Below are 24,668 nucleotides of genomic sequence, written 5' to 3'. Positions count from 1 at the left end.
ACCGCTGATAGTGCCGGGTGTGGTGCCCTACGGTGTTTGGGGCCGATAGCGAATGCGAACGGGGGTTCCATGGCTGAGGGGACAACGCTGGCGGATCGAATAGCCGAACAGCGGGCCGGGGTGGGTGATCCCCGGGCGCTGCTGGGGGAGTTCCGGCGGGCTTTGGTACTGGTGCCGTGGGCCGGTGGAGGGTTGTGGACCGCAGAGTTCGGCGGGGTGCGCTGGGTGTGCGGGTTCACGGACGAGGCAGCAATGGCGCGGTTCGCGCAGGGCCGGGGTTCTGTTCATGACGCCGGGGCGGCTTGGCGCTCTTGGGAGTTCGCGAGGCTGCGGGGAGCGCGGCTGCTGGACGAGGTCGTACCGGCGATGGGAGTGCCGGCGGGGGTCGCAGTAGACATCGCTGATCCCGAGGGGGCCATGTTCTTCCCGCCGGTGACGGGAATCGTGCCGGACACGGTGGCGGTAGACGGTGAGAACGCGGTGCCCCCACGAGGAAGCGACGGGGGGCGTGGGCTGTGAGCGGCGGCGGTACGGGGGATCTGCACGTTGATCCTGGGAGTGTCCAGAAGATCACCAGTGGGCTGCGCGCGGCGGTGGACGAGCTGGGGGAGATCGGTTCTGGCACCGGGGCGGCGCTGGGCAAGGGTGTGTCGGGGCTGTCGATGACCGGGATGGAGGCCGGCCATTACGGGTTGTCGGTGACCTTCGAGGACTTCTGCGAGCGATGGGAGTGGGGGGTCCGGGCACTGGTCCAGGACGCCAACGCCATCGCGGCGAAGCTGGGTCTGTCCGCGGGTGTGCTGTGGGAGGAGGAGCAGTACATCGAGGGCACGCTGAAGATCGTGGTCAACGCGGGCGTGGGCAATCCGAACGCGTCCGAGGACGACATCGTCAACCAGGGGTGGGGCGAGGTCCTCACCCCGGACTACCTGAGCCCGGACTACAGCGTGGAGTCGTTCGAGCGGGCCGGGAACGAAGCCGGGCAGACCTGGAAGGACACCGGCCGGGCGCTGATGACCGATGGCGTCGGGGGCCTGAACAACGACGTGGTGAACAACCTGCTCGGCCGCGACCAGGAGACCTTCGACCGGGGCGTGGACGAAGCGTTCGGACCCTCGCCCGAGGAGCGGGCCCGGCAACAGCAGCAGGGCAGCGGGGGGAGCTGAATCGATGGGGCTGGGGGACCTTGTCGGCGATCTGACGCCGGACTTCATCGAGGATGCCGTCGACGGCGGTAAGAAGTGGGTCGGTGACCGGGTCGAGGACGCCGGGGACTGGACCGCTGACCGGCTGGAGGACGTGGGCTGGGACTCGGGCGCGGACTGGGTGCGCGAACAGTCGCGTTCGGTGGCGAACCGGATGGGCGCCGAAGCCGAGGAGATGGACCTCGGTCAGACCGAGGACAAGAAGAAGCTGATCTATGGGAGCCCGTCCGAGATCCGCTCGACCGCCACCCACCTGAAGAACCTGCAGAGCTCGCTCGACAAGGTCGGCGACGGGCTCAAAGGACTGGACGCCTCCGAGCTCAAGGGGAAGACGGCGGACGCGTTCCGGGAGTCGGTCTCCGTGGAGCCGCCCCAGTGGTTCAAGGCCGCCGACGCATTCGAGAAGGCCTCGGGCGCGCTGGAGTCGTTCGCCGGCACGGTCGAGTGGGCCCAGGGGCAGGCCCAGTTGGCGATAGACAAGTGGAAGGCGGGCACCAGGGCCTCCGGAGAGGCGATGGACGCCCACAAGGAGAAGTGCGACACCTTCAACAAGGCCGTCGACACGTACAACGCCCTGCCCGCCGACAAACGCGACCCGTCCACGCTTCCGCCCAGGCCCGGGGAGTTCACCGATCCCGGCAAGGCGCGCATGGAGGAGGCCCAGCAACTCCTCGCCGAGGCGCGTACGCAGCGCAACACCGCGGCCGAGAACGCCCGCACCGCCGTCGCCGCTGCCCGTGACGCCGCGCCGAAGAAGCCGAAGTACGCCGATCAGGTCGCCGACGGGTTCGCCGAGACCCAGTTGATGCACACGCACTTCGTCGGCGGGATCGCCAAGGGCACGGCCGGGCTCCTCAACTTCGTGCGCACCGTCAACCCGATGGACCCGTACAACGTCACGCACCCCGCCGAGTACGGACTCGCGCTGAACAACACCGCCGCCGGACTCGTCCAGGTCGCCAACGACCCCTGGGGCACCGGCAAGCAGATGGTCACCGAGTTCATGAAGGACCCCGCCGAAGGGCTCGGCCGCCTCGTCCCCGACCTGGTCCTCACCGCTGCGACCGGTGGCGGCGGAGCCGCGGTCAAGGGGGCCCGGACCGCGAAGGAACTCGCGGACCTCGCCCAGGACGCGAACAAGGCCCGCCGACTGGTCGACGACGCCCCCGAAGGCACCCACAACCGCACCCCCGAGGAGCGCACCACCACGGGCACCGACCCGGTCGACCTCGCCTCCGGCCGCATGTTCCTGCCTCAGACCGATGTGGTCCTGCCCGGAGTTCTTCCGCTCGCCTTCACCCGCCGCTGCGAATCCGGCTACACCGCAGGCCGCTTCTTCGGTCCTTCCTGGTCCTCCACCGTCGACGAGCACCTGGAAATCGACGCCACCGGCGTCATCCACGTCACCGACGACGGCCTGCTGATCACCTACCCCCACCCCGTCCCCGGCCTCCCGACCCGCCCGGAATCCGGCACCTCACGCGACGTCCTGAGCCGTGACGAGAACGGTGACTACACGATCTCCGACCCCGAGAACCGGCAGACCAAGCTCTTCGCCGGCCCTCCCGGAACAGAACCCGGTGACGACGGAAACGCCTGGCTCGTCGAGATCGCCGACAGCAACAACAACACCATCACCCTGGACCGCACGGACGACGGCACGCCCCTGGCACTGGTCCACTCGGCCGGCTACCACCTGTCCCTGACGACGGCCGACCGCCGCGTCACCGCTCTGACGCTCACCGGGCCGGACGATGGGGCGGACGGACGACCGGTCCGGCCCGTCATGGTCTACGGCTACACGGATGGCAATCTCGCCGAGGTCACCAAGCCCTCCGGCGCCACCCTCACCTTCACGTATGACAACCACCGCAGGGTGACCGGATGGGTCGACTCCAACGGTTGCGGCTACGCCTACACGTACGACGAACAACATCGGGTAACCGCGGAGGGCGGTGAGGCCGGGCATTTCCAGGTCACCCTCGGCTACGGCGAACCCGACCCGGCGACGGGCCACCGCACCACCACCCTGACCACCGCCGAGGGCCGCACCACCCGTCACGTCATCGGCCCGGGCAGCCGCGTCCTCGCGACCACCGACCCGCTCGGCCACACCACCCGCTTCACCTACGACACCCGAGGAAACCGGCTCAGCCGCACGGACGCGCTCGGGCGGACGACCCTCTTCTCCTACGACGAGGACGGCCGGCTCTCCACTCTCACCCGCCCCGACGGAAGCACCATCCGCGCCGAGCGCGACTCCTCGGGCCAGGCGACGGAAATCATCGCACCCGGCGGTACCCGATGGCAGCAGACGTTCGACGACCGCGGCAACCGAACCTCCCTCACCGACCCCGCGGGGCAGACCACGCGCTACACCTACGATGCCCACGGCCGCCCCAACACCGTTATCGACGCCGTCGGCGAGGTGACGACCGTGCGCTGCGACCCGGCCGGCCTGCCAGTGGAAATGACCGACCCGCTCGGCGGCACCACCCGCTACCAGCGTGACCTCTACGGGCGCCTCTTGAGCGTGACGGACGCCCTGGGAGCGGTCACCGGCTACGAGTGGAACGCCGACGGTCTGCTCTCCCGACGGACCGCACCCGACGGCGCCACCGAATCGTGGACCTGGGACGGCGAGGGCAACTGCCTCACCCACAGCGATCTCTCGGGCCGCACCAGCCACTACGAGTACAGCCACTTCGACCTTCTCACGGCGCGATCCGGGCCGGACGGGTGTCGCTACACATTCGGCCACGACGCCGAGCTGCGCCTGACACGGGTGACCAACCCCCAGGGTCTGAACTGGAGTTACGAGTACGATTCCGCGGGCCGGGTGATCGCCGAGACCGACTTCGACGGGCGCACGCTCCGCTACGGGCTCGACCCCGTCGGCCAAGTGATCCGCCGCATCACGCCGACGGGCGAGACCATCCACTACGAACGCGACATCGGTGGACGGGTGACCCGCAAGACCGCGTCGGGTCGGACCACCAGCTACGCGTACACCTCTGGCGGCCAACTCCTGCACGCGTCCGGTCCAGACGGGGAACTCAGCTATCAGTACGACCGTGTCGGGCGGATCAAGACGGAGCTGGTCGACGGACGGGCCACCACGTACGCCTACGACGCCTTGGGCCGCCGCACCCGCCGGGTGACCCCCACCGGGCAGGTCACCGACTACACCTACGACGCAGCCGGGAACCTCGTACGGCAGACCAGTGGCGGGCAGGATGTGACCTTCGACCGCGACGCCAACGGCCGTGAGCTGACGCGCAGGTTCGGCGAGATGCTCACGTTCACGACCGAGTGGGACACTGCCGGACGCGTCGCCGGACAGGAGACCTCGTCCGGCGGACGCAGCCTCAATCACCGCACGTACAGATATCGCTCCGACGGAATGCTGACCGGTATCGATGACGAACTCTCCGGGTCCCGGCGATTCGATCTCGACCCGGCCGGTCGCGTCACCGGGGTCCACGCGACCAACTGGACCGAGACGTATGCCTACGACGAGGCGGGCAACCAGACGGCGGCCTCGTGGCCCGCGTCCATGCCCGGTCAGGAGGCAATCGGTCCGCGCACATACGCGGGGACCCGCATATCCCGCGCGGGTAACGTCCGTTACGAGCACGACGCCGCCGGCCGCATCACCCTGCGCCAGAAGACCAGGCTCTCCCGCAAGCCCGACACCTGGACCTTCACCTGGGACGCCGAGGACCGCCTTACCGCCGTCACCACCCCGGACGGCTCCCGGTGGCGCTACCTCTACGATCCGCTCGGCCGCCGAACCGCGAAGCAGCGGATCGCTCCAGACGGTGTCACTCTGGCCGAGCGGGTGAGCTTCACGTGGGACGGCAGCACTCTCTGCGAAGAGACCACCACCTCCACCGACCTCCCGAACGCGGTCATCCTCACCTGGGACCACTCCGGGATACGCCCGTTGGCGCAGACCGAACGCATCACCGCATCCGACACCTCTCAAGAGGAAGTCGACCAGCGCTTCTTCGCCATCGTCACCGACCTCGTCGGCACGCCCACCGAACTCATCGACGAGTCCGGCAGTATTGCTTGGCACACCCGCACCACACTGTGGGGCACCACCACTTGGTCACGCACCTCCACCGCTTACACACCGTTGCGCTTCCCGGGTCAGTACTTCGATCCGGAAACCGGTCTGCACTACAACTATTTCCGCCATTACGACCCCGAGACCGCCCGTTATCTGACGCCGGACCCTCTAGGGCTCGCACCCGCCCCGAATCCCGCGACCTACGTCAACAACCCGCACACGGCCTCCGACCCCCTCGGGCTCGCTCCTGTCGATTGCCCGGACGAAACGGTGACGGTCTACCGCAAGCAAACGGACCATCCACTGAGCCAGCGCGTTCATATCGGCGAGAACGGAGAGGTGACGATCACCGGTCACGGCAAGCTATACCTTAATATGAGCGGCGACATGAAACACACAGTAGAGTTTCGCTCCGACAGCGGGCAGATCGTTTCGTACGACATCCCGAAGTCCTATCGGGATTCCATTCACGAGAATGCACTTCCACAAAACAAGGCCGATCACCCCGACGGCTCCGCGTTCACCCGTCAGGAATGGAAAGCGCTCCTCAAGGAGTATCCCGAGATCTCGGACCCAACAAAGGGTCCACACCTCTACGGTATTCCCGATAAAATGCTCGACGGATTGAGGGATGCCATTATTCCCGGATCCGGGCGCGTGGTTCGAGAAGGGTGAACATCCCAAAATGATGCACAACAGCGACAGCCTGGCGGCAGAATTCCAGCGACTTCAGGTTCGCCCGGATGCCGGATCCGCGCCGCCCGTCCTCTCTCTCTTCGCCGTCGAGGTCACCGGCGACGCCACGGAGTACGAGCAGCGTCTGCGTTCGATCCTTTCGCCTGCCGTTCGCTTGGGGGCCACTGCGGATTTCGAGCAGGAGAGCCTGCCGGTCAACGACGTTCCGTCCTGGTTCGCCGCTGTTGGTTCCGGTCACGAGGAGCGCGTCCCGCAGTTCGCCAGGGCCGGCCGCGAGGGATACGTGGCGCACACGAGGGGCGGCCGGCCGTGGGAGACGCAGGACTGGCTGTACCGCTTCGACCCCGACGAGGACTCCCGGGGCTGGGAGTGGTGGGACGCCACACCGGTCGGACCGTCCCGCATCCACATCTGGGTGGACAGTTGGGGAGAATCCTTCTTCGGCTGTCAGGAACTCCTCTGGGCCGCGTACGTGGCCGGCGCGGTCCGGGTCGACGGCCCCACGCTCCAGAAATCCACGGCGTGGTCGGCGGAGGCAGGACCTGCTCGCTGAGCCCGGTTTCGGTAACACTCAGGTGAAGGCGCATGTCTCCTTATCCTTTGCCGATACCTAAGAGGAACTCCTCACCTCGAACGGCACCTTCTGCACCCCGCTCCCCGGAAGAGGCAGGTCGACCACCCGGTCAATGTCGTGGTCACCGGTGTACGGCCTCACAGGCGTGCCGCCGGGTCGACCCGCAGAGCGTTCCGCTCAGCCGGGGTCGGCGCAGAGTTGTGAGGTCAAGGCTGCACGGGCCCACTCTTCCCACCTGTCCGGTGACCACTCTCGGTCGCGGACGAAGATCAGGTAGAGCTGCGGGCTGAGCAGGCCGAACAGCAGGTCCGCCGCCGTCTCGGTGGTGAGGCCAGGACGGGCGTCGGGCTTGCCGGCCAGGGCTTCGGCCGCCGCGTACTGCACGGTGTAACGCGGGTCGGGGCCGTCCGGCCACTGCGCAGCGATCTCAGGGTCGGTGGCCGCGGCGGTCTCGATCAGCGGCATGATCGGGGCGACCCGGCCGAGGATCTCGCGGGTGCCGTGGACGTGCGCGCGCAACTGGCCGGCTGCGGTGGGCTCGGCGCACGCGGCGCGAAACCACTCACGATCCATGGTCGCGACCGGCTCGGCGTCCCCAGCAATGGACGTGTCGACCACCTCCTTGAAGAGCGTGCGCTTGTTGCGAAAGACGAAGTAGACCGTCTGAACGGCCACGCCCGCCCGGTCCGCGACCTCCTGCAGGCTCGTCGCCCCGTATCCCTGTGCAAGGAACAGCTCGCGAGCCGCCTCGACGACCTTTTCACGCGTGCGGCGTGAGCGCTCGGCCCGCTTGTCCGGTCGCTTGACATCATCCATGGTGCGAGTCTATCTCTAGAGTACGTCACTAGAGTCCAACTCTAATTTCTTGGAGGAGACGATGGACCTGTCCAACGCCACTCAGGGGCCGACACCGGACCTGACCTCAACTCAGCAGGACGCGGAGGAGGAGTCCGTCCACCGGGCACTGGACGGCTACTACCGCGCCGGCAAGGCGCCGTGGGACACCGGCGTGACGCCGCCCGAGCTGGTCGCCCTGGTGGAGGAGCACGGCGCGCCGGCTGCCGGCCGCGCTCTCGAACTCGGCTGCGGCACGGGGACCAACGCCATCTACCTCGCACGGCACGGCTGGGAGGTGGCAGCCGTCGACCTGATCGATCGCGCCGTCGACCGGGCCAGGAAGAAGGCTGCGGAGGCAGGGGTAGCGGTGCGGCTGCTGCACGGAGACGCCACCCGCCTCGACGAGCTGGACGTGCCGGGCCCCTTCGACCTGTTCTTCGACCTGAGCTGCTACTGCGGGGTCCCGCTGCACCGCCGCGACGCCTACGCCGCCGGGCTCACCCACCGCGCCGCTCCCGGAGCCCGTCTACTGATGTTCGGGTACGGCCCCGAGCCGCTCGGCAGCTCGGCCACCGAGATCACGTCGTGGGCGGCGGGCGTCACTGCCGACGAGCTCCGCGCCAGGTTCCCCGGCTGGGAACTGGTCGACGTCACACCGGGCACCAACTCGGTGCCGACCTTCTGGTTCACGCTACGCCGCGACGCCTAGCAATCGCCGGTCGCGCGGCACGCGCAACGACGCCCGAGCTTGGGCGTCGTAGTGGTCGGAGTGCCGCGTGATGTCCGGCTCCCTGCCCGACTACTCAACCCCCGCGTCCGTACCCCCATCCGTGCGCTTCGGAGCGGACAACAGTGGTCACGTGAGGCACCCAGAGACCACACCGGCCTCGCCGGCCCGTACAAATAAGCGGGCCGGATCCACTTTGGCTGCCCGAGAACCATCGATTCCCAAGCGCAGAGGGCGAGTTCGGTTCTCGTCACCGCTCCGGACAAAAGCCTCGGGTCAGCCGCGCAGGGTGGTGATGGCCTTTTCGATGCGGCGTTGGCGGGTCTCGGGTTTTTTCGCGTTCTCGATGGCGCGCACGTGTTCGCGCTTGCGGCTGTGGGAGAGGTGGTCGTACGCCTCTCGGGCGGCGGGGTCGGCGTCCAGGGCTCGGGCGAAGTCGGCGGGCTCCACGACGACGCGTGGCTCGGTGTCGAGGTCCAGCTCGACCTCCACCTCCTCGCCGATCTCGACACCGGCGGCCCGGCGGTTGGCGTTGCTGAGGCCGAGCAGGTGACGGCCGCGCAGGAGGGCGACCCGGCTCTTCCAGGAATGCCCGTTGACCGTGATGGTCACCGGCGGTCGCGCGCCCCCGTCCAGTGCCGCCACCACCTCGGGCGGGACCTCCAGGCCGCGCATGGGCTCAGGTGGCTCGACGTGTGCACGGAACTTCATGGTGCTCCTCCTGTGGTCTGGTGGGCCGCTTGCTCTCCCCGCACCGGGACCATCGCCCTGTCCTGGACGTTTCCGCCACGCGCCACGCCGTCCCGGGCGGCGGCCGGGCAGGAGACGGCGCTACGCGGCGCGCTCCCAGGCGAAGCCGTCCAGGTCGGTGAAGGCGTCGGTGGCGCTGCCGAGGGCGACGCGGTGCGAGCCGGTGCCGTCGACGGGAACGCCGAGGTCCTTCGCCAGGGCGCGGCGCTTGTACAGCGCGAGCTTGACCGGGCAGGCCGGACCGGCGGCGAACTCGGCGTACTTGCCGCCGAAGCTCCTGGCCACGGTCAGGCCCCGGTCGACGTAGAACTGCTTGGTGGCCTTCACGTCCTCGACGCCGATCAGCAGGACGACCTCGTCGATCTCGCGGGTGTCAGGGCCGGTGTCCTTCTTCTCCGAGGTCGCGATCTTCCAGATCGTCCCGTCGGGGGCCTGGACGACGCCGCCGTAGCCCCACAACGACTTCGCGGCGGGCTTCAGGACGGTGGCACCGGCGGCGACGGCGGCGCCGACGAAGCCGTCGACGACGGCCGGGCGGGGCACCGTGAGCGCCAGGGTGAAGCCGCGGAATCCGGTGGAGTGGGCCTCGGACGCCCTCAGGGCGATGTACGTGTCCACGCCGAAGGCGCTGTAGAAGTGGCGGGCGGCATCGAGGTCGGCCACCTCAAGGGTGACGGACGTGAGCGACGTGACGGCTGCGGTGGAAGCGGTGTTTGCCATGCCCCTCACGCTAGGAGTCGTGCCGCAGCGGGGGCTTCTCGATTCCTGACCGGTCCCGTGATCTGCCTCGGCGCGCGGGGCCCCCGCCTTCGCCGGCCCTGCCGCGGCTTCCCCCAACTTCCTTGATCCACCGGGCAGATAGGGATATGATCTACGGCAACATCGCGTGTCGGTCACCGGCTGGGTGAGGCATGGAGGTGTCGGGACATGCCTTCGGAGGCATTCCTTGTCAGTCGAGTTGAATCACACGATCGTCCACGCCCGGAACAACCGGGAATCCGCAGAGTTCTTCACGAACCTGCTCAACCTTGAGATCACCGCCGAGTGGGGCCCGTTCATCGCGGTCGGTCTGGGTAACGGCGTCACACTGGACTTCGCCACCGTCCCGGTGGACAGCATCACGCCGCAGCACTACGCCTTCCTGATCTCCGAGGAAGAGTTCGACGCGGCGTACGCGCAGATCAGAGAGCGCGGCATCGAGCACTACGCCGACCCCCAGCGGAAGCAGCCGGGCACGGTCAATCACAACGACGGTGGCCGCGGCGTGTACTTCATGGACCCGGCGGGTCACGCCATGGAGCTCATCACCGTGCCGTACGGCGGCTGGACCTCGTAACCGCCCGTACGGAGGACCGCGCCCCCGTGCGGGGTGCGGTCCTCGGCCGGTGCCTGTGCCCCAGGCCCGTCAGACAGCCCTCGACCAGCATCAGTACTGGCCGCATGCCCGCAGGCCGGAAGGGAACCACCATGAAATACGCACTCGTGATCTTCGAGACGGACGAGTCACGCCGCCGGATCCAGGCCGACCGGGTCGCTTACCGCAAGGAGTACGAAGGCTGGATCGGCACGCTGGCAGCGGCCGGGAAGCTCGTGGGCGGCGACGCCCTGGAGACCGATCACGTTCTCCCCGCGACAGTCCGCACGGCCGCCGACGGGACGACGACGGTCACCGACGGCCCCGCGCACACCGGTGGGGAGACCCTCGGCGGCTGGTTCGTCGTCGACGTGGCCGACCGCGAGGAGGCCGTCGAACTGGCCAGGAGCCTCCCCACCCCGGAGACCGTCGAGATCCGCCCGATCCTCGAATCCGCCTGAAACGAAACCGCTGCCGTCCCCGGCCGGGGAAGGCAGCGTGAGAGCCGGCGCACCGCCGGGGACGGGCGGCCGCGGGGCCGTGCCCGTCCGGGCGTCGTGCGTCGGCTTCGGGCGTGGTGCGTCGGCTCCGGGCCGTCGTGCGTCAGCTTCGGGCGTCGTCGTCCGTCTGCCCGGCGCTCCCGGCCGTCTGCGTCTTCTCGCGCATCTTGCGCACCAGCTCCGCCTTGCGGTCGGCGGCGCTCCGGCGGTCGAAGTTGCGGTGCGGACCGTTGTTCTGCCGTTCGGCGCGGGACTGCCGCTTGCGCTGGCCGCCGCCCTGGCCCACGGGGTTGTTGATGTTCTTGCTGTCGGTCACGGGTTCTCCCGGTGGTGTGGTGAAGGGATCTACGGATTCACGGTGGGCCGGGGCACTGACGAAGTCGTCAGCGGGGCCCGCCAGGCTCTCAGCCGTGAACCGGCGCCTGGAAGAACATGCCGAAGACGTTACCCGGTCCTGTCGGGCCCGCACGCCACGGCTTTGGCCGGCCGGGCGTCCGACGCCGGCGGCGGGCGCCCACGAGCGACGCGTCCGGGACGTATCGGTTCCTCCGAGCGGACGCGCTCCCTCCGGGGGAACCGAATATCTCCGCCGGCCGCCTCAGAATTTAGCGGTCCACGCTCGGAGGGTTTTTACTGCGGCGTGTGCGGGAAAATCATGGACGCACAAAAACCCTCTTGGCGTGCTACCTTCGTAGGCAGTTGCAGTTTTGGTACCCAAAAAACTTCAGGCGCCTCAGGCCGGCCATTGGCCGAAGAGGGGCGCTTCGTATTTCCGGTCATTTCCGGGCAGGGCATCATCGCGGCGACACGGGGTCCGCAAAGTGCGGATTCCGGTGTACTGCCCAAAGGAGATTGACATGGCTACTGGCACCGTGAAGTGGTTCAACGCGGAAAAGGGTTTCGGCTTCATCGAGCAGGACGGTGGCGGCGCTGACGTGTTCGCCCACTTCTCGAACATCGCCGCCCAGGGCTTCCGCGAGCTCCAGGAGGGGCAGAAGGTTTCCTTCGACATCGCGCAGGGCCAGAAGGGCCCGACGGCCGAGAACATCGTCACCGTCTGACGCCTGAGCACATCTGTAGCTGGGGCCCGCATCCCTCGGGGTGCGGGCCCCGGCTTCTTTCTTTTCCGCCCACGCCGCCACGGAACTTCTGTCGGCCGCGTTCGCATTTCATTTCGGTCCGTGCCTGTGATTTCCCCGCGCCGCTCTTACGCTGCGGAATTCCTTGATGCGTGCCGTATCAAGGAAGGTTCAGCATGAACCCCACACGCACGAACAGCCGGTCCGGTCCGGTTCGAGGCCGTCGCTCCGGCTCATCCGCCCCGAGCCGTTCAACAGGCCGGCGGCCCGTCCCGATGCGGGGAGAATTCGCCCTGCCCAAAACGGTCACCCCGGGACTGCCCGCGGTCGAGGCGTTCAGCGGCCTCGACCTGCCGAGGAGCCTGCTGACCGCGCTCACCGCGCACGGCGTGACCACGCCGTTCCCCATCCAGGGGGCGACGCTGCCGAACTCCCTGGCAGGCCGTGACGTCCTGGGCCGCGGCCGGACCGGCTCCGGCAAGACGCTCGCCTTCGGCCTGGCCCTGCTGGCCCGCACCGCCGGTCAGCGTGCCGAGCCCCGTCAGCCGCTCGCCCTGGTCCTCGTACCCACCCGGGAGCTCGCTCAGCAGGTCACCGATGCCCTCACCCCGTACGCCCGGGCCGCGAAGCTGCGGCTCGCCACCGTCGTCGGCGGGATGTCGATCGGCCGTCAGGCGAACGCACTGCGAGGCGGCACCGAGGTCGTCGTGGCCACCCCCGGCCGCCTCAAGGACCTGATCGAGCGCGGTGACTGCCGGCTGGACCGGGTCGCGATCACGGTCCTGGACGAGGCCGACCAGATGGCCGACATGGGGTTCATGCCGCAGGTCACCGCGCTCCTGGACCAGGTCCGCCCCGGGGGCCAGCGGCTGCTGTTCTCCGCGACCCTGGACCGTAACGTCGACCTCCTGGTCCGGCGGTACCTCACCGACCCCGTCGTCCACTCCGTGGACCCCGCGCAGGGCGCTGTCACCACCATGGAGCACCACGTCCTGCACGTGCACGGGGCCGACAAGCACCGGCTGACGACGGAGATCGCGGCGCGCGAGGGCCGGGTGATCATGTTCCTGGACACCAAGCACGCGGTGGACCGCCTCACCCAGCACCTGCTGGCCAGCGGGGTCCGTGCGGCCGCCCTGCACGGCGGCAAGTCGCAGCCGCAGCGCACCCGCACCCTCGCCCTGTTCAAGACGGGGCAGGTCACGGTCCTGGTGGCGACGAACGTCGCGGCGCGCGGGATCCACGTCGACCATCTCGACCTCGTCGTCAACGTGGATCCGCCGAGCGACCACAAGGGCTACCTCCACCGGGGCGGCCGCACCGCGCGGGCCGGCGAGTCCGGCAGTGTCGTCACCCTGGTCACCAGCGGTCAGCGCCGCGACATGACCCGCCTCATGGCGGCCGCCGGCATCGTGCCCCGTACCACCGAAGTCCGCTCCGGCGAGGCGGCACTCAGCCGGATCACCGGCGCCCGGACCCCGTCCGGCGTCCCCGTGACGATCGCCGCGCCGGCTCCCGGACGGCCCACGCGCGGCACGTCCGCCAGCCGTGGTCGCGCCCCGGGTGCGGTTGCCCGGCGCCGGCGGCACTCCGTGTCCAACGCGGCGGCCTGAGCACCACGCGCTTTCCCGATTCCGGCCCATTCCCCCAGGAGGCATGTGGTGACACCGGTCCAGAACGAGCACGATCCGGCGAACGCCGGCCCCGTCGCCCCGGCGGCGTCCGACGCCGTGGACACGGCCGGGCCGCAGGTCTGCGACGACATGACCGTGGAGGTGGCCCTGTCCGTCATGGCCAGTGCCAGGACCGTGCACCTGGGACTCTGCGACACCGACGACCTGCGCACCGGACTCGTCACCCGGGCCCAGCTCATCCTCGTCCGCGACAGCCCCGGCTACTCGGACCGGCTCCGACTGCGTGACGTCCTCGGCGACCGCGGGCCGCGTTGGTCCTCCGCCGCGGCGGAGGGGACCACGGACCACCGGCCCGTCACCCGATTCACCGCGAACGAGAGGGACGGCGTCCCGGACGCCCTCGCCCCGGCCCTCTGAACCGTCGCCCCGCGGAACAACAACCCACCTCGGGGCCGAACCCGGCTTCACCCCGCCCCGGCGGACGGGGAGTGAGCCGGCATCCGAACGAACAGCGTGAGGGCCCGACCGGCATGTGCCGGCCGGGCCCTCACGCGTACCCGTGGGTCCCTCCCGGCGTCAGTGCTCCGAGTAGGTGAAGTCGCCCACGGTCCAGGCGGTGACATCGGCGATCGAGACGCGGTACATCCCGCCCGTCTCCGGGATGCCCACCGTGCCCTGGAGGATCCGCGCCATGTGGAAGTGCAGGTGCTCGGGCGGCCCGTCCTTCCGCGGGGCCGACGTGAACGTGGCGGAGAACTCGGCCAGCCGGGCCGAATCCGTCAGGACTTCCGACACCCGTTGCCTCCACATGGCTTCGGGTGCCAGCCGACCGGTGATGACGGCACCACCGGCAACCACGGTCAGGGACATCTGGTTGCTGTGCCCGGACTCCACCAGCGTGGCGATGTCAACGAGCAGCTCGTCAGGCTTCGACATGAGAGCCGATCTTATGCACGGATCGCGCGCGGTGGCTCCGGGCGGTCCCCCTCACGTGGGACCGGAACGCCTCTTCCCCGGGGCTCCGGTGGACGACCGCGGCCGTACCAGCCGGTCTCCGGCTGCCTCCGGACGGCTGCCACTGCCGGTGCGCCCGATTACCTCTCCACGGGACACCCGAAAATCTATGTCGGCAAGAGTAGAAATTTCGCAGCGGTCCGGGTAGTGTTTCTCCTGTACCCGAGAGACAGTGATACCCGGCAGAGACGGACTGCCGGTGATGGATTGAGTCGCAGGACGGTGCGGCTGTGGAGTTTCGAAGCCAGGTTTGCTGCAGGACGGCGACGGGACTGACGGCCGCACCGGGTGGCCCGCAGCGAGGGGCCGCCGGAGCGGGACCGTCAGCACGACAGGGGCGGTATCCGTGAGGAAGCAGGTAATCACCGCGAGAAGAACGGAGGAGCCCGCGCCATCAGGATCGCCCGGGCGGAGAGCCTTGCTCACCCGGGTACCGCAGGACATCGATAGTGAGGTGGTCTCCGGTCAAGCAACCGCGATCCCCGCACTCCCGGCAGCAGCCAGGCCGGTGCGGATACAGAAGGCCGGTGCCGTATCGGGACCGGCAGGTGGTGTAGTAGTTCCTTCGGGGCCTTGGTGCTGTCTGGCACCAAGGCCCCTTCACGCGTTCCACAAGAGAGGTGCAAGTGACAGCAGACGACTCGTACGGCCGTCTTGACGACGACGACTACCCCGCCTACACGATGGGCCGGGCCGCCGAGATGCTCGGCACGAGCCAGGGCTTCCTCCGCGCCATCGGTGAGGCCCGTCTGATCACGCCGCTGCGTTCGGAAGGCGGCCACCGCCGCTACTCCCGTTACCAATTGCGCATCGCCGCCCGCGCCCGCGAACTGGTCGACCAGGGCACGCCCATCGAGGCCGCCTGCCGCATCGTCGTGCTGGAGGACCAGCTGGAAGAGGCGCAGCGCATCAACGCCGAGTACCGGCGCGCCGCCGAATCGGCAGAACCGCCCGCCTCGGACTGAGGTGGTGTCCGCCCGCCGCGCACGACTGCGCGGGCGGTCCCGGAGGAGCCACCGAGCGCGTGCGCGTCCGCGGATCGCCGCAGCCGGCCGTAGCCACACGGGCACCCGGGCACCCGTTCGGCCTACTCCCGGTGCACCGGGGAGCCCGCGGCGGCTGAGGATGGCGGGACCGGACCGAGGGTGCGTCGGCGGGGGCGTCCGGTGCGGAACTCGATCCCTTCGGTGAGGAGACGCGCATGGAGCCGGCCCGTGGGTGACGCCGTCGGTCAGATGCTGACGTCCGCCGTCGGTATCGCGATCAGCCCGGTACCGCTGATCGCGGTCATTCTCATGCTCGCCACCCCCAAGGGGCGGGTGAACGGCATCGCGTTCACCGGTGGGTGGGTCGTCGCCCTCGGCCTCGTCGTCACGGTCGTGGTCCTCGCCGGGTCCGGGGCCGATGCCTCGGGAGGCGACGGGCCCGCCACCTGGACGCTGTGGCTCAAGCTCGGCCTGGGGCTGCTGTTCCTGGCCCTGGGCGCGAAGCAGTGGCGGGACCGGCCCCGTGAGGGCCAGGAGGCACCGGCGCCCGGGTGGATGAAGGCCATCGACACCTTCGGCCCCGGCAAGGCCGCCGGTCTCGCCGCCGCGCTCGTCGTCGCCAACCCCAAGAACCTCGTCCTGGCCGTCGGCGGCGCCGTCTCCATCGCCGGGTCGACGGCCGGCGCGGGCGGCAAGGCCGTCGCCGCGGTCCTCATGGTGCTCATCGCCTCGCTCTGCGCGCTGCTCCCGCTCGGCGTCTACCTGACCGGGGGCGGCGAGGCGGCACGCATCCTCGGCGGCTGGAAGGCGTGGATGGCGCGCCACAATGCCGCCATCATGATCGTCCTCTTCCTCGTGCTGGGCGTGAAGTACATCGGGGACGCCCTCACCGGCCTGACCGGCTGACGCCACGGGGCGCGCGGTGCTCGTGCTCGCCGCGCGAGCCCGGCCACGCACCGTGACGCGCGTGCGGGCATGGAGGGGGTTGTCCGTAGCGGCTCAGGGGGGCCTGGCGTCGTTCGTACGACGAGGCCGGCCCGGCAGCGAGCCGCCGGCCGAGGGCTCGGGCCGGAATCCGCTGAGCGGGCTCTTCGGCGGCGACGGCGGCGGAGACTGAAGCCGGGGCCAGACCGTAGTCTCGCGTCCATGCACAGCAGCCTGACGGCACACGCGCGATGCCTGTACGGGGACGAGTACGGGCCCACCCCCGTGTGCGGGCTGGAGCACCGCGAGCACTACTTCGTCGAGGAGCTGACGTTCGCCGACGCGGGCGCCATCCTCGCCATGCTGCGTGAACTGGCCCCCAACCTCGTGGACGGCCGTCTGCCCGTATGGGTACGCAACCTGGGCTACCGGCTGGTGCTGTTGCAGCGGCCGGACGAACCGGCGCTGCTGCGGGAGGCGGCTCAGAACCTGTGGCTGCACGGCCCGGACTGGGACGACGTGGCCGCCGGGCTGGTGGAGCGGGCCGACGCGCTGGAGGCGCGCGACTGACGCCCCCTCATGTCTCGTACAGAACAGCCTTATTCATATCTGGTCATGATCACCCGGCGCGTTTAGCCTACGGTCATGGTCTTCAAGCGCCTGCGGCGCCTAGGAGGGGGCGGCTCTGTGCCGCTGGAGGTCGACACACAGGTGGCGGCCGGTTTCGTACGGCCCGGTGGGCTGCTGGAAGGCGAAGTCCTCCTGCGCGCCCTCGATCGCCATGCCGACCTACGTGGCGTCGAGCTGAAGCTGTTCGCCGAGGTGAGGCCCTCCTACGAGGGAGGCGAGACCCGGGAGACCATCTGCTGGCCCAGCGCCGACGCCTATTTCACGCTCGCCAAGGGCGAGGAGCGGCGGGTGCCCTTCCAGCACCGGCTCCCCTGGGACGTCCCGGTGACCGAGGTGTCGGGCCAGGCCGTCGGCGCGGTCCTCGGGCTCAGCACGAAGGTGCGGGTCGAGGAGGACGAGGCCGTCGGCGACCACGACCTCGTCCATGTCGCCGCGCTTCCCCTGCACGAGGCGGTCTTCGACGCGTTCGCCGCCGAGGGGTACCTGTGCGACGCGTGCGAGGTCACGGACGACCGCATTCCGACGGTGGAGTACGGGCTGTACCTGACGCAGACCTTCCTGCTCACCGACCGGGTCGGGACCGGGGGCCGGCCGCCCCGGCTGGAACTGAGCTTCGTCACCAACCGGGTCGGCTGCGAGATCTACCTGCGCCGGGCCGCGCCCGCCCAGGACGACTGGGAGGACAAACCCCCGGCCGGGAGCTGGGTCGCGGCCCATCACGACCTCGGGCGGGTCGACTTCGCGGCCGAGGCCAGGACGTGGATCGACCTGGTCACGAAGATGCCGTCCGCCTGACGGACCGGCGCGCGAACCGCGGGCGCCGCGGCGGCTTGAAGACAGGCCCTACGGGCAGCTCTCCTCGAACTTCACCACCGTGATCTCGACCGGCTGCCCGTTCAGCTCGGCGCCTGCCGCCGGCACCTGGGTGCAGACCTTCCAGTTGCTCTCCAGCAGCACCATCCGGTCCTGCGCGGCGTCCTTCACCGTGAGGGAGGTCCCTGAGTCGAGCGCGGCGCGCGCGGTGTTGACCGACTTGCCCGCGAGGTCGGGCATCCGGCCGCCCACCGCCTTCGGGGGTTCCTTGTCCTTGGCCGGGCAGCTCTCCTCGGTCTTCACGGCACCGAAGTCCAACTCGGTGGTCGTGGCGACCGACTTGCCCGCCCGGACGTTCTGGGAGCAGACCTTCCAGTTCCGGTCGAGCAGCTGCATGCGGTCCCGGCCCGCGCTGTCGTGCGAGGTCAGGGTGGAGAACCCCTTGGCCTGGGCCGCGTCCTGCGCGGACTGGAGGCCCATGCCGACGAAGTCGGGTACGGAGACCTTCGCGTCGGTCCCGTCGTCCGCCGGCCGGGTCGTGCCCTTCGGTGCGGGCGGCTCGGCGCCTTCCGGGGCTCCGGCCTTCGGCGACGCCGTCACGGTGACCGTCGCGACGGGCGCGGGCGCGGCACTGCCGACGTCGGCCGTGGAGCCGCCGCTGCCGTCGGCGCCGGCGCTCCCCGCGACGGCTCCGGCGAGGAAGAGGCCGATCGCCGCCGGGACGAGGACGCGCTTGCGCGCCCAGGCCGGCAGGCCCGCGGCCGCTGCGGACGGCTTGTCCGGGGCCGGGCCCCAGGGTTGTCGGGTGCTGTTGTTCCAGTTCATTCGTCCCCCCAAGGTCCGATCAGTGGAGGCATGACGGTATCCGTGCGCTCCGACGCAAGGGGAGGCGGGGCCTCCATAAGTGAGGGATGTGTGACGTCCCCGGAGCCTCTACCATCGGGGCCCTGTCGATCAGTGAGGTGAGCCGCCGTGCCCTTGCCGCGTATCGGGGTTGTCATCGTGACCATGGGGACCCGCCCCGCGGAGCTTGAGGCGCTGCTCGCGTCCGTGGCGAAGCAGGACGTGCCGGCCGCCCGCGTGGTGCTGGTGGGCAACGCGACCTCGCTGGACGACGTCTCGACCGATGTGCTCGGCGTGGCGGGCACGCCCGGCGCGACCGAGGTGACCAAGGTGCCGCTCGCGGAGAACCTGGGGTGCCCCGGAGGCCGGAACGTGGGGCTTGGGCTGCTGCGTGACGCCGACGAGGTCGATGTCGTGGTCGAGTTGGACGACGACGGGCTGCTCATCGCGACGGACGTGTTCCGCGAGGTGCGGCGGCGGTTCGCGGAGGATCCGGGGCTGGGGATCATCGGGTTCCGGGTCGCCGACGAGCACGGTCGGACCGAGCGGCGATGGGTTCCGAGGCTGCGGGCGGGCGATCCGATGCGTGGGGGGCCGGTGACGGCGTTCCTGGGTGGCGGGCACGCGTTCTCGATGCCGATGCTCCGGCAGATCGGGCTGTGGCCGGGGGAGTTCTTCTTCGGTCACGAGGAGTCGGACCTCGCGTGGCGGGCGCTGGACGGAGGCTGGGAGATCCGTTACGTGCCGACGCTGGTCCTCCAGCATCCCCGGACGTCGCCCGCCCGGCATGCCGTCTACTACCGCTTCACCGCGCGGAACCGGGTGTGGCTCGCGCGCAGGCGGCTCCCGGCACCGCTGATCCCGGTCTACCTCGGGGTGTGGATCACGCTGGCCATGCTGCGGATGCGTTCGCTGACGGGGCTGAGGGCGTGGTGGGGCGGGTTCGCCGAGGGGGTCAGGACACCGGCCGGGGAGCGGGCGCCGATGAGCTGGCGGACGGTGTGGCGGATGACCCGCCTGGGCAGGCCGCCGGTGCTGTGACCGGAACCGTGCGGTGTGCTCCGGGGTGGCCGCCGCCGCCCCGGAGCACACCGTGCCGTCAGCCCGCGCTGCAGGAGACCGTGGGCCAGGTCCAGTTGCCGTTGGTCTGGATGGTGACGCCGAAGTTGTTGCCGCTGCCGTTGGGTTTGGCGGTCAGCACCTGGGCGCTGGGGTAACTGGCGCTGATGTTCCAGGTGGAGAGGATCTTCTCCGGGGACGGGACGTTCATCGTCACGGTCCAGTTGCTGGAGCCCGAGACCGCGACGTTGAGGTTGTAGCGGTCGCCCCACTTCTCGCCCGCGGAGAGGGTGGCGGTGCAGCCGTTGCTTCCGCCGCCGGTGTTGCCGCCCCCGTTGTCACCGCCGCCGGACGTGCTGCCGAGCGTGATGCTGGAGTTGCCGCTGCTCTGGTAGCCCTCGGTGGCCATGATCATGTAGTTGAAGCTGCCGAGGTTCATTCCGTGCTGGGCCCAGGCGTCGAAGTGGTTTCCGGTGGTGATGGTGCCCCCGGTCCGCTTGGACTGGCGGACGCTCCAGTACTGCTTGAACGTCTTGTTGCCCTCGATCGAGGGGGCGTTGGTCCGGGTCGTCTCGTAGATGTCGTACGTGCCGCCGTCGCTCGTGACCGTGCCCTTGAAGGTCCCGGTGGGGCGGTACGTGCCCCAGTTGTCCACGATGTAGTACTCCACCAGGGGGTTCTGCGACCAGCCGTAGAGGGCCAGGTAGGCGTTGCCCGACGGGTTGAAGGAGCCGGAGTACGTCACGCTGCGGCGGCCGCCCGTGCTCCAGCCCTTGCCCGCGACGAAGTTGCCGGTGTTGCTCCAGGACGTGCCGTAACTGCCGCCGGAGCCGAGGTTCATGGAGACGGTGCCGGGGCTGTCCGTCCAGAACGAGTAGTAGTAGCCGTTGTTGGTGCCCGTCTGATTGGAGGTGACGGTCGTGTCGGCGGTGGCCGTGCCGGGCAGGGCGATCGCCGCGACGACGGCGATCACCAGGGCGAAGGCGCTGCGGATGAACAGCCGTAGGCCGTTGACGGGTCTGGGGCGGCTCGTCGGATGTGCGGGGGTTGCGTGCATGGGGGATGTCCTCCTCGTCCCGTGAGCAGGTGGGCGTCGGCGGGGGGCCTGCCGACGGCGCTCAGTGTTGGACCGGCCCCTGGGGGTGTCAATACTTTCGGCACGAGTTGCGAAAGCTTCGATTCCCCCCGCCAGCAAGCGAGTTGAGGATCTGCGCAGCTCAATGCCCTTCATCGCGCCGGCAGTACGGGAGAAATGCGGGCTGCGGCGCGAGCTTCATTCGAAGCGAATGGCGGTCATTTCGAAAGTTTCGGGACGCCGAGGGCCCTGTCAGCCTCTAGGGTTTGGCGGGTGGTGCTCAGTGAAGAAGTACGGGCGGGGGCGGGCGAGTCGGAGCGCGAGCCGTGGTGGCGGGTCCACCGTGTCCCGCTGGTCTCCGTAGCGGCCGTGCTGCCGCTGTACGCCGTGTGGGCGGCTGTCCTGGCCACCGGCGGCGGTGACCTCGCCGCGCAGTTCGCCTGGTCCGGGTTCACCGCGCGCCACCCGGGATCGGCGTACAACATGTCCTGGTACGGGGGGACGCACACCGCGAACTACAGCGTCTTCTCCTCGTACGTGATGGCCCTCGCCGGCGTCCGCACGGTGTCCGTCGCCTCCGGGCTCGCCGCCACCTGGCTGCTGGCCCGCCTCTTCGTCCGTACGGGGATGCGCCGACCGCTCCCGCCCGCGCTGCTGGGCGCGTTCGCGCTGTGGTGCAACGTCGCGTCGGGGCGTACGACCTTCGCACTCGGCGTGGCGATCGGGCTCGTCGCCTGCCGGTACGCGCACCGGGCCGCGGTGGCCGTCGTCGCGGGGACGCTCGCCACCATGGCGAGCCCGGTCGCCGGGCTCTTCCTGGTCGTCGTGGGCGCCGCCCACCTGCTCGACCGGCGGTGGCGCACCGGCGCGGTCCTGATGGTCCCGTTCTTCGTGGTCGTCGGCGCGACGGCGCTGCTGTTCCCGTTCCGGGGCGAGCAGCCCATGCACGCCGACCGGGTGTGGATGCCGGTCCTCGTCTGCGCGGTGCTCGCGGCGGCGGCGCCCCGGACGCGGGAGTGGCGGCTGACGCGGTACGGGGCCGTGGTGTACGCGGTCGGCGTGGTGCTGACGTTCCTCGTCGCGTCCCCCATCGGCACGAACGTCGAGCGGCTGCTCGGCCTGGTCGCCGTGCCCGTGCTGTGCGCGGCGGTCCTCGACACCGTGCGGGCCGGGGCCCGGGTGCGTACGGGGTTCCTGGCCGCCGTCCTCGTGCTCTCCGGGCTCTGGCTCGTCGACAAGACCGTGGACGACCTGCGCGTGTCCACCCCCGTTCCGGCCTGGGCCGCCCGCACCGGGGGCGTCGTCGCCGCGCTCGACCGGCTCGGCGCCGACCGGGTCCGCGTCGAGGTCGTCCCCGCGCGCAACCACCGCGAGGCCGCCGTCCTCGCGCCGCACGTGAACATGGCCCGGGGCTGGAACCGCCAGCTGGACGTCGAGCGCGGGCGCCTCTTCTACGAGGGCGAGCTCACCCCGGACCGCTACCGCGCCTGGCTCGACCGCTGGGCCGTGGGCCTCGTCGTCCTGCACCACGGGCGGCCGGACGGACCGGCGGAGGCCGAAGCGGCCCTGGTCAAGGGCGGGTTGCCGTGGCTGGACGAGGTGTGGGAGGACGACGGCTGGACGGTGTACCGGGTCCGGGAGGCGACCCCGCTGGTGACCGCGCCCGCCACGGTCACCGGCGGCGGTGACGCGGACCTGGTCCTGCGCGTGGAGGACGCGGGCCCGGTGACCGTACGGGTGGCGTACTCCCCCTGGCTGCGGGTGCACGGCCCCGCCGGAGCCTGCCTGCGGCAGGACGGCGAGTGGACGCGGCTGACCGTACGGAAGCCCGGGACGTACCGGCTGCACTCGGCGTACGGACTCGCCCGCTTCACGGAGCGCGGCTGCTGAGACCGGCCAGGGGCGGCCCCTGCCGCGCCGGGCGCGCGCACCACCACGTCCCCGGGCCTCGCGGGCGCCTCGCGTGAGATCCCGGCAACACCCGGGCAATGAAATACGGCGGAAACACACGGGGTCCCTCGTCGAAACGCGAGCCGGTCACGCTCGCAGTCGCTCCCACCGCTCCCCGCCCCGAGGAGGGACCCCGTGACCCCCGTGACCGCGGCCGCGCCCGGCCTGGACACCGGCGACACCGCCTGGCTGCTCGCCGCCACCGCCCTCGTTCTGCTGATGACCCCCGGGCTCGCGCTGTTCTACGGCGGCATGGTCCGCACGAAGAGCGTCCTCAACATGCTGATGATGAGCTTCGTCTCGATCGCGCTGGTCACCGTGGTCTGGCTGGTCGCGGGCTATTCGCTGGTCTTCGGCGACGACGCGTTCGGCGGGCTGGTGGGCAACCTGGCGCACCTGGGCCTGGCGGACATCGGGCCGGACGCGCTGACCGGCGGGGTCCCGACCCTGCTGTTCACCACCTTCCAGCTCACCTTCGCGATCATCACGGCGGCGCTGATCAGCGGTGCGGTGGCGGACCGTACGAAGTTCGCCGCGTGGCTGGTCTTCGTACCGGTGTGGACGCTGCTCGTATACGCGCCCGTCGCGCACTGGGTCTGGGGCCCGGGCGGCTGGATCAAGGACTCGCTGGGGGCGCTCGACTTCGCGGGCGGGCTCGTGGTGGAGATCGCGTCCGGTGCGTCGGGGCTGGCACTGGCGCTCGTGGTGGGGCCGCGCATCGGGTTCCGGAAGGACGCGATGCGCCCGCACAGCCTGCCGATGGTGATGCTCGGCGCCGGGCTCCTCTGGTTCGGCTGGCTCGGCTTCAACGGCGGCTCCGCGCTGGCCGCGGACGGGATCGCCGCCGCCTCGGTGCTCAACACGCTCGTCGCGGGCTGCACCGGACTGCTGGGCTGGCTCTTCGTGGAGCAGAAGCGCGACGGGCACCCCACCACCTTCGGCGCGGCCTCGGGCGCGGTCGCCGGACTGGTCGCGATCACCCCGGCCTGCGGCACGGTGGGCGTCGTGGGGGGCGCGGCGGTCGGGCTGGCGGCCGGTGTCGTCTGCTCGTACGCGGTCGCGTGGAAGTTCCGCTTCGGCTACGACGACGCGCTCGACGTCGTCGGGGTGCACTTCGTCGGGGGCGTCGTCGGCACGCTGCTCATCGGCCTGTTCGCGACCACCGCGATGACCGGCGGCACGGAGGGCCTCCTGTACGGGGGCGGGGCGGCCCAGCTCCTGAAGCAGGCGGTCGCCGTGGTGGCGGTGGCGGCGTACACCTTCCTCATGACGTACGGGATCGGCAAGGCGATCGACCGGCTGATGGGCCTGCGGGCCAGCGCGGAGGAGGAGGTCACGGGCCTCGACCAGACGCTGCACGCGGAGAGCGCCTACGATCACGGCGCGGCAGGGGGTGGCTTGCCGGTCAGGGCCGGATAGGCCGCGGCGTCTGGTGCGGTGCATCGCAAGGCGCCGGGGCGTCCTCATCGCGGAGCGATCAGGACGGTTCGGCAACGCCGCGAGGTACCGTGCCAGGCGTCGCGGACCCGGCCCTGACCGGCAAGCCGCCCCCCATGTCACGCGGCCCCGCAGCCGGCGTTCCCGAGGGACAGGAAGACCGCTCCATGAAGCTCATCACCGCCGTCATACGCCCGCACCGCCTGGACGAGGTGAAGACCGCGCTCCGGGAGGCCGGAGTCCAGGGGCTGACCGTCACCGAGGCCGGTGGCTACGGCCGCCAGCACGGGCACACCGAGGTGTACCGGGGCGCCGAGTACCGCGTCGACCTGGTGCCCAAGATCCGCGTCGAGGCGGTCGTGGACGACGCGGACGAGGAGGCGGCCCTCGACGCGGTCGTCCGGGCCGCCCGGACCGACCGCATCGGCGACGGCAAGGTGTGGGTCCAGCACGTCGAGACGCTGGTGCGGGTCCGCACGGGCGAGCGGGGGCCGGACGCGCTCTGA

The 24,668-nt window shown here is 70.2% G+C and carries 25 protein-coding genes; 18 read left to right on the top strand and 7 right to left on the bottom strand.

Features of this window, described 5'->3' with window-relative positions; all coding sequences use genetic code 11:
* Positions 1-69: 69 nt before the first annotated feature.
* From ACZ6C6_RS19280 to ACZ6C6_RS19265, 4 genes are read left to right on the top strand one after another with little or no spacing between them, the layout of a single operon-like run.
* Positions 70-519 (top strand): hypothetical protein, encoded by a 450-nt coding sequence (locus ACZ6C6_RS19280; RefSeq protein WP_469204276.1) that lies wholly within the window; start codon positions 70-72, stop codon positions 517-519.
* The gene (locus ACZ6C6_RS19275) at positions 516-1,166 is read left to right on the top strand and encodes a hypothetical protein (protein ID WP_469204274.1); all 651 of its coding nucleotides are present in this window, start codon (positions 516-518) and stop codon (positions 1,164-1,166) included. The genes ACZ6C6_RS19280 and ACZ6C6_RS19275 overlap by 4 nt, the downstream gene beginning before the upstream one ends.
* A gap of 4 nt (positions 1,167-1,170) precedes the next feature.
* The gene (locus ACZ6C6_RS19270) at positions 1,171-5,955 is read left to right on the top strand and encodes a putative T7SS-secreted protein (RefSeq protein ID WP_469204272.1); all 4,785 of its coding nucleotides are present in this window, start codon (positions 1,171-1,173) and stop codon (positions 5,953-5,955) included.
* Between the two features lie 10 nt (positions 5,956-5,965).
* Complete coding sequence (locus ACZ6C6_RS19265; protein WP_469204270.1) at positions 5,966-6,529, top strand: hypothetical protein; 564 nt, start codon at positions 5,966-5,968, stop codon at positions 6,527-6,529.
* Between the two features lie 198 nt (positions 6,530-6,727).
* On the opposite strand, the gene ACZ6C6_RS19260 is transcribed toward ACZ6C6_RS19265, so the two are convergent.
* The gene (locus ACZ6C6_RS19260) at positions 6,728-7,366 is read right to left on the bottom strand and encodes a TetR/AcrR family transcriptional regulator (RefSeq protein ID WP_469204268.1); all 639 of its coding nucleotides are present in this window, start codon (positions 7,364-7,366) and stop codon (positions 6,728-6,730) included.
* A gap of 49 nt (positions 7,367-7,415) precedes the next feature.
* Between ACZ6C6_RS19260 and ACZ6C6_RS19255 the strand changes: the two genes are divergently transcribed.
* Positions 7,416-8,096: a class I SAM-dependent methyltransferase gene (locus tag ACZ6C6_RS19255; protein WP_469204266.1), complete on the top strand. Its 681-nt coding sequence runs from the start codon at positions 7,416-7,418 to the stop codon at positions 8,094-8,096.
* A gap of 294 nt (positions 8,097-8,390) precedes the next feature.
* Here the strand turns inward: ACZ6C6_RS19255 and ACZ6C6_RS19250 are convergent, their stop codons facing one another.
* Both ACZ6C6_RS19250 and ACZ6C6_RS19245 read right to left on the bottom strand, forming a co-directional pair.
* Entirely contained in the window at positions 8,391-8,825 is a 435-nt protein-coding gene (locus tag ACZ6C6_RS19250; protein WP_469204264.1) for a YdeI/OmpD-associated family protein, read from the bottom strand.
* A 120-nt stretch (positions 8,826-8,945) separates the two neighbouring features.
* The gene (locus ACZ6C6_RS19245; RefSeq protein WP_469204262.1) at positions 8,946-9,584 is read right to left on the bottom strand and encodes a glyoxalase; all 639 of its coding nucleotides are present in this window, start codon (positions 9,582-9,584) and stop codon (positions 8,946-8,948) included.
* Positions 9,585-9,810: 226 nt separating this feature from the next.
* On the opposite strand from ACZ6C6_RS19245, the gene ACZ6C6_RS19240 reads away from it, so the two are divergent.
* Positions 9,811-10,200 carry a VOC family protein gene (locus tag ACZ6C6_RS19240; protein WP_469204260.1) on the top strand — a complete coding sequence of 130 codons (390 nt, stop codon included), beginning with the start codon at positions 9,811-9,813 and terminating at the stop codon, positions 10,198-10,200.
* Positions 10,201-10,331: 131 nt separating this feature from the next.
* On the top strand, positions 10,332-10,679 hold the full coding sequence (locus ACZ6C6_RS19235) for a YciI family protein (RefSeq protein ID WP_469204258.1): 348 nt from the start codon (positions 10,332-10,334) through the stop codon (positions 10,677-10,679).
* 142 nt (positions 10,680-10,821) lie between these two features.
* On the opposite strand, the gene ACZ6C6_RS19230 is transcribed toward ACZ6C6_RS19235, so the two are convergent.
* The gene (locus tag ACZ6C6_RS19230) at positions 10,822-11,034 is read right to left on the bottom strand and encodes a DUF6243 family protein (RefSeq protein WP_469204256.1); all 213 of its coding nucleotides are present in this window, start codon (positions 11,032-11,034) and stop codon (positions 10,822-10,824) included.
* Positions 11,035-11,575: 541 nt separating this feature from the next.
* Here ACZ6C6_RS19230 and ACZ6C6_RS19225 point away from each other — a divergent pair.
* The 3 genes from ACZ6C6_RS19225 (at position 11,576) to ACZ6C6_RS19215 (ending at position 13,848) form a co-directional block, all read left to right on the top strand.
* Positions 11,576-11,779, top strand: coding sequence for a cold-shock protein (locus tag ACZ6C6_RS19225; protein ID WP_389865589.1), 204 nt, complete (start codon positions 11,576-11,578; stop codon positions 11,777-11,779).
* A gap of 194 nt (positions 11,780-11,973) precedes the next feature.
* A complete protein-coding gene (locus tag ACZ6C6_RS19220) occupies positions 11,974-13,410 on the top strand; it encodes a DEAD/DEAH box helicase (protein ID WP_469204254.1) in 1,437 nt (478 codons plus the stop codon).
* A gap of 48 nt (positions 13,411-13,458) precedes the next feature.
* Positions 13,459-13,848, top strand: coding sequence for a CBS domain-containing protein (locus tag ACZ6C6_RS19215; protein WP_469204252.1), 390 nt, complete (start codon positions 13,459-13,461; stop codon positions 13,846-13,848).
* A 159-nt stretch (positions 13,849-14,007) separates the two neighbouring features.
* On the opposite strand, the gene ACZ6C6_RS19210 is transcribed toward ACZ6C6_RS19215, so the two are convergent.
* On the bottom strand, positions 14,008-14,367 hold the full coding sequence (locus tag ACZ6C6_RS19210; protein WP_469204250.1) for a hypothetical protein: 360 nt from the start codon (positions 14,365-14,367) through the stop codon (positions 14,008-14,010).
* A 704-nt stretch (positions 14,368-15,071) separates the two neighbouring features.
* Between ACZ6C6_RS19210 and ACZ6C6_RS19205 the strand changes: the two genes are divergently transcribed.
* The 4 genes from ACZ6C6_RS19205 (at position 15,072) to ACZ6C6_RS19190 (ending at position 17,780) form a co-directional block, all read left to right on the top strand.
* Positions 15,072-15,410: a MerR family transcriptional regulator gene (locus ACZ6C6_RS19205; RefSeq protein WP_469204248.1), complete on the top strand. Its 339-nt coding sequence runs from the start codon at positions 15,072-15,074 to the stop codon at positions 15,408-15,410.
* Between the two features lie 249 nt (positions 15,411-15,659).
* On the top strand, positions 15,660-16,337 hold the full coding sequence (locus ACZ6C6_RS19200) for a GAP family protein (protein WP_469204246.1): 678 nt from the start codon (positions 15,660-15,662) through the stop codon (positions 16,335-16,337).
* 240 nt (positions 16,338-16,577) lie between these two features.
* Entirely contained in the window at positions 16,578-16,925 is a 348-nt protein-coding gene (locus ACZ6C6_RS19195) for a hypothetical protein (protein WP_469204244.1), read from the top strand.
* 75 nt (positions 16,926-17,000) lie between these two features.
* The gene (locus ACZ6C6_RS19190) at positions 17,001-17,780 is read left to right on the top strand and encodes a sporulation protein (protein WP_469204242.1); all 780 of its coding nucleotides are present in this window, start codon (positions 17,001-17,003) and stop codon (positions 17,778-17,780) included.
* A gap of 48 nt (positions 17,781-17,828) precedes the next feature.
* On the opposite strand, the gene ACZ6C6_RS19185 is transcribed toward ACZ6C6_RS19190, so the two are convergent.
* The gene (locus ACZ6C6_RS19185; protein WP_469204240.1) at positions 17,829-18,623 is read right to left on the bottom strand and encodes a hypothetical protein; all 795 of its coding nucleotides are present in this window, start codon (positions 18,621-18,623) and stop codon (positions 17,829-17,831) included.
* A gap of 147 nt (positions 18,624-18,770) precedes the next feature.
* Between ACZ6C6_RS19185 and ACZ6C6_RS19180 the strand changes: the two genes are divergently transcribed.
* Positions 18,771-19,682, top strand: coding sequence for a glycosyltransferase family 2 protein (locus tag ACZ6C6_RS19180; RefSeq protein WP_469204238.1), 912 nt, complete (start codon positions 18,771-18,773; stop codon positions 19,680-19,682).
* A 58-nt stretch (positions 19,683-19,740) separates the two neighbouring features.
* On the opposite strand, the gene ACZ6C6_RS19175 is transcribed toward ACZ6C6_RS19180, so the two are convergent.
* Positions 19,741-20,757, bottom strand: a complete 1,017-nt coding sequence (locus ACZ6C6_RS19175) for a glycoside hydrolase family 11 protein (RefSeq protein WP_469204236.1) — start codon at positions 20,755-20,757, stop codon at positions 19,741-19,743.
* Positions 20,758-21,144: 387 nt separating this feature from the next.
* Between ACZ6C6_RS19175 and ACZ6C6_RS19170 the strand changes: the two genes are divergently transcribed.
* From ACZ6C6_RS19170 to ACZ6C6_RS19160, 3 genes are all read left to right on the top strand, one after another.
* Positions 21,145-22,665 carry a hypothetical protein gene (locus tag ACZ6C6_RS19170; RefSeq protein WP_469204690.1) on the top strand — a complete coding sequence of 507 codons (1,521 nt, stop codon included), beginning with the start codon at positions 21,145-21,147 and terminating at the stop codon, positions 22,663-22,665.
* A gap of 195 nt (positions 22,666-22,860) precedes the next feature.
* On the top strand, positions 22,861-24,144 hold the full coding sequence (locus ACZ6C6_RS19165; RefSeq protein WP_469204234.1) for an ammonium transporter: 1,284 nt from the start codon (positions 22,861-22,863) through the stop codon (positions 24,142-24,144).
* Between the two features lie 185 nt (positions 24,145-24,329).
* Complete coding sequence (locus ACZ6C6_RS19160; RefSeq protein WP_469204232.1) at positions 24,330-24,668, top strand: P-II family nitrogen regulator; 339 nt, start codon at positions 24,330-24,332, stop codon at positions 24,666-24,668.

This window comes from Streptomyces sp. NPDC041814, from assembly GCF_055590565.1.
Note: the sequence above shows the minus strand (reverse complement) of the source record. Positions and strands in the feature narration are given on the sequence as shown.

What these genes read in the sequence shown, in the direction of transcription:
- ACZ6C6_RS19160 (WP_469204232.1), top strand. Translation starts at nt 24,330, where the DNA reads ATGAAGCTCATCACCGCCGTCATACGCCCGCACCGCCTGGACGAGGTG.
- ACZ6C6_RS19185 (WP_469204240.1), bottom strand. Translation starts at nt 18,623, where the DNA reads ATGAACTGGAACAACAGCACCCGACAACCCTGGGGCCCGGCCCCGGAC.
- ACZ6C6_RS19235 (WP_469204258.1), top strand. Translation starts at nt 10,332, where the DNA reads ATGAAATACGCACTCGTGATCTTCGAGACGGACGAGTCACGCCGCCGG.
- ACZ6C6_RS19245 (WP_469204262.1), bottom strand. Translation starts at nt 9,584, where the DNA reads ATGGCAAACACCGCTTCCACCGCAGCCGTCACGTCGCTCACGTCCGTC.
- ACZ6C6_RS19175 (WP_469204236.1), bottom strand. Translation starts at nt 20,757, where the DNA reads ATGCACGCAACCCCCGCACATCCGACGAGCCGCCCCAGACCCGTCAAC.
- ACZ6C6_RS19190 (WP_469204242.1), top strand. Translation starts at nt 17,001, where the DNA reads ATGGTCTTCAAGCGCCTGCGGCGCCTAGGAGGGGGCGGCTCTGTGCCG.
- ACZ6C6_RS19280 (WP_469204276.1), top strand. Translation starts at nt 70, where the DNA reads ATGGCTGAGGGGACAACGCTGGCGGATCGAATAGCCGAACAGCGGGCC.
- ACZ6C6_RS19260 (WP_469204268.1), bottom strand. Translation starts at nt 7,366, where the DNA reads ATGGATGATGTCAAGCGACCGGACAAGCGGGCCGAGCGCTCACGCCGC.
- ACZ6C6_RS19250 (WP_469204264.1), bottom strand. Translation starts at nt 8,825, where the DNA reads ATGAAGTTCCGTGCACACGTCGAGCCACCTGAGCCCATGCGCGGCCTG.
- ACZ6C6_RS19265 (WP_469204270.1), top strand. Translation starts at nt 5,966, where the DNA reads ATGATGCACAACAGCGACAGCCTGGCGGCAGAATTCCAGCGACTTCAG.
- ACZ6C6_RS19220 (WP_469204254.1), top strand. Translation starts at nt 11,974, where the DNA reads ATGAACCCCACACGCACGAACAGCCGGTCCGGTCCGGTTCGAGGCCGT.
- ACZ6C6_RS19270 (WP_469204272.1), top strand. Translation starts at nt 1,171, where the DNA reads ATGGGGCTGGGGGACCTTGTCGGCGATCTGACGCCGGACTTCATCGAG.
- ACZ6C6_RS19225 (WP_389865589.1), top strand. Translation starts at nt 11,576, where the DNA reads ATGGCTACTGGCACCGTGAAGTGGTTCAACGCGGAAAAGGGTTTCGGC.
- ACZ6C6_RS19210 (WP_469204250.1), bottom strand. Translation starts at nt 14,367, where the DNA reads ATGTCGAAGCCTGACGAGCTGCTCGTTGACATCGCCACGCTGGTGGAG.
- ACZ6C6_RS19195 (WP_469204244.1), top strand. Translation starts at nt 16,578, where the DNA reads ATGCACAGCAGCCTGACGGCACACGCGCGATGCCTGTACGGGGACGAG.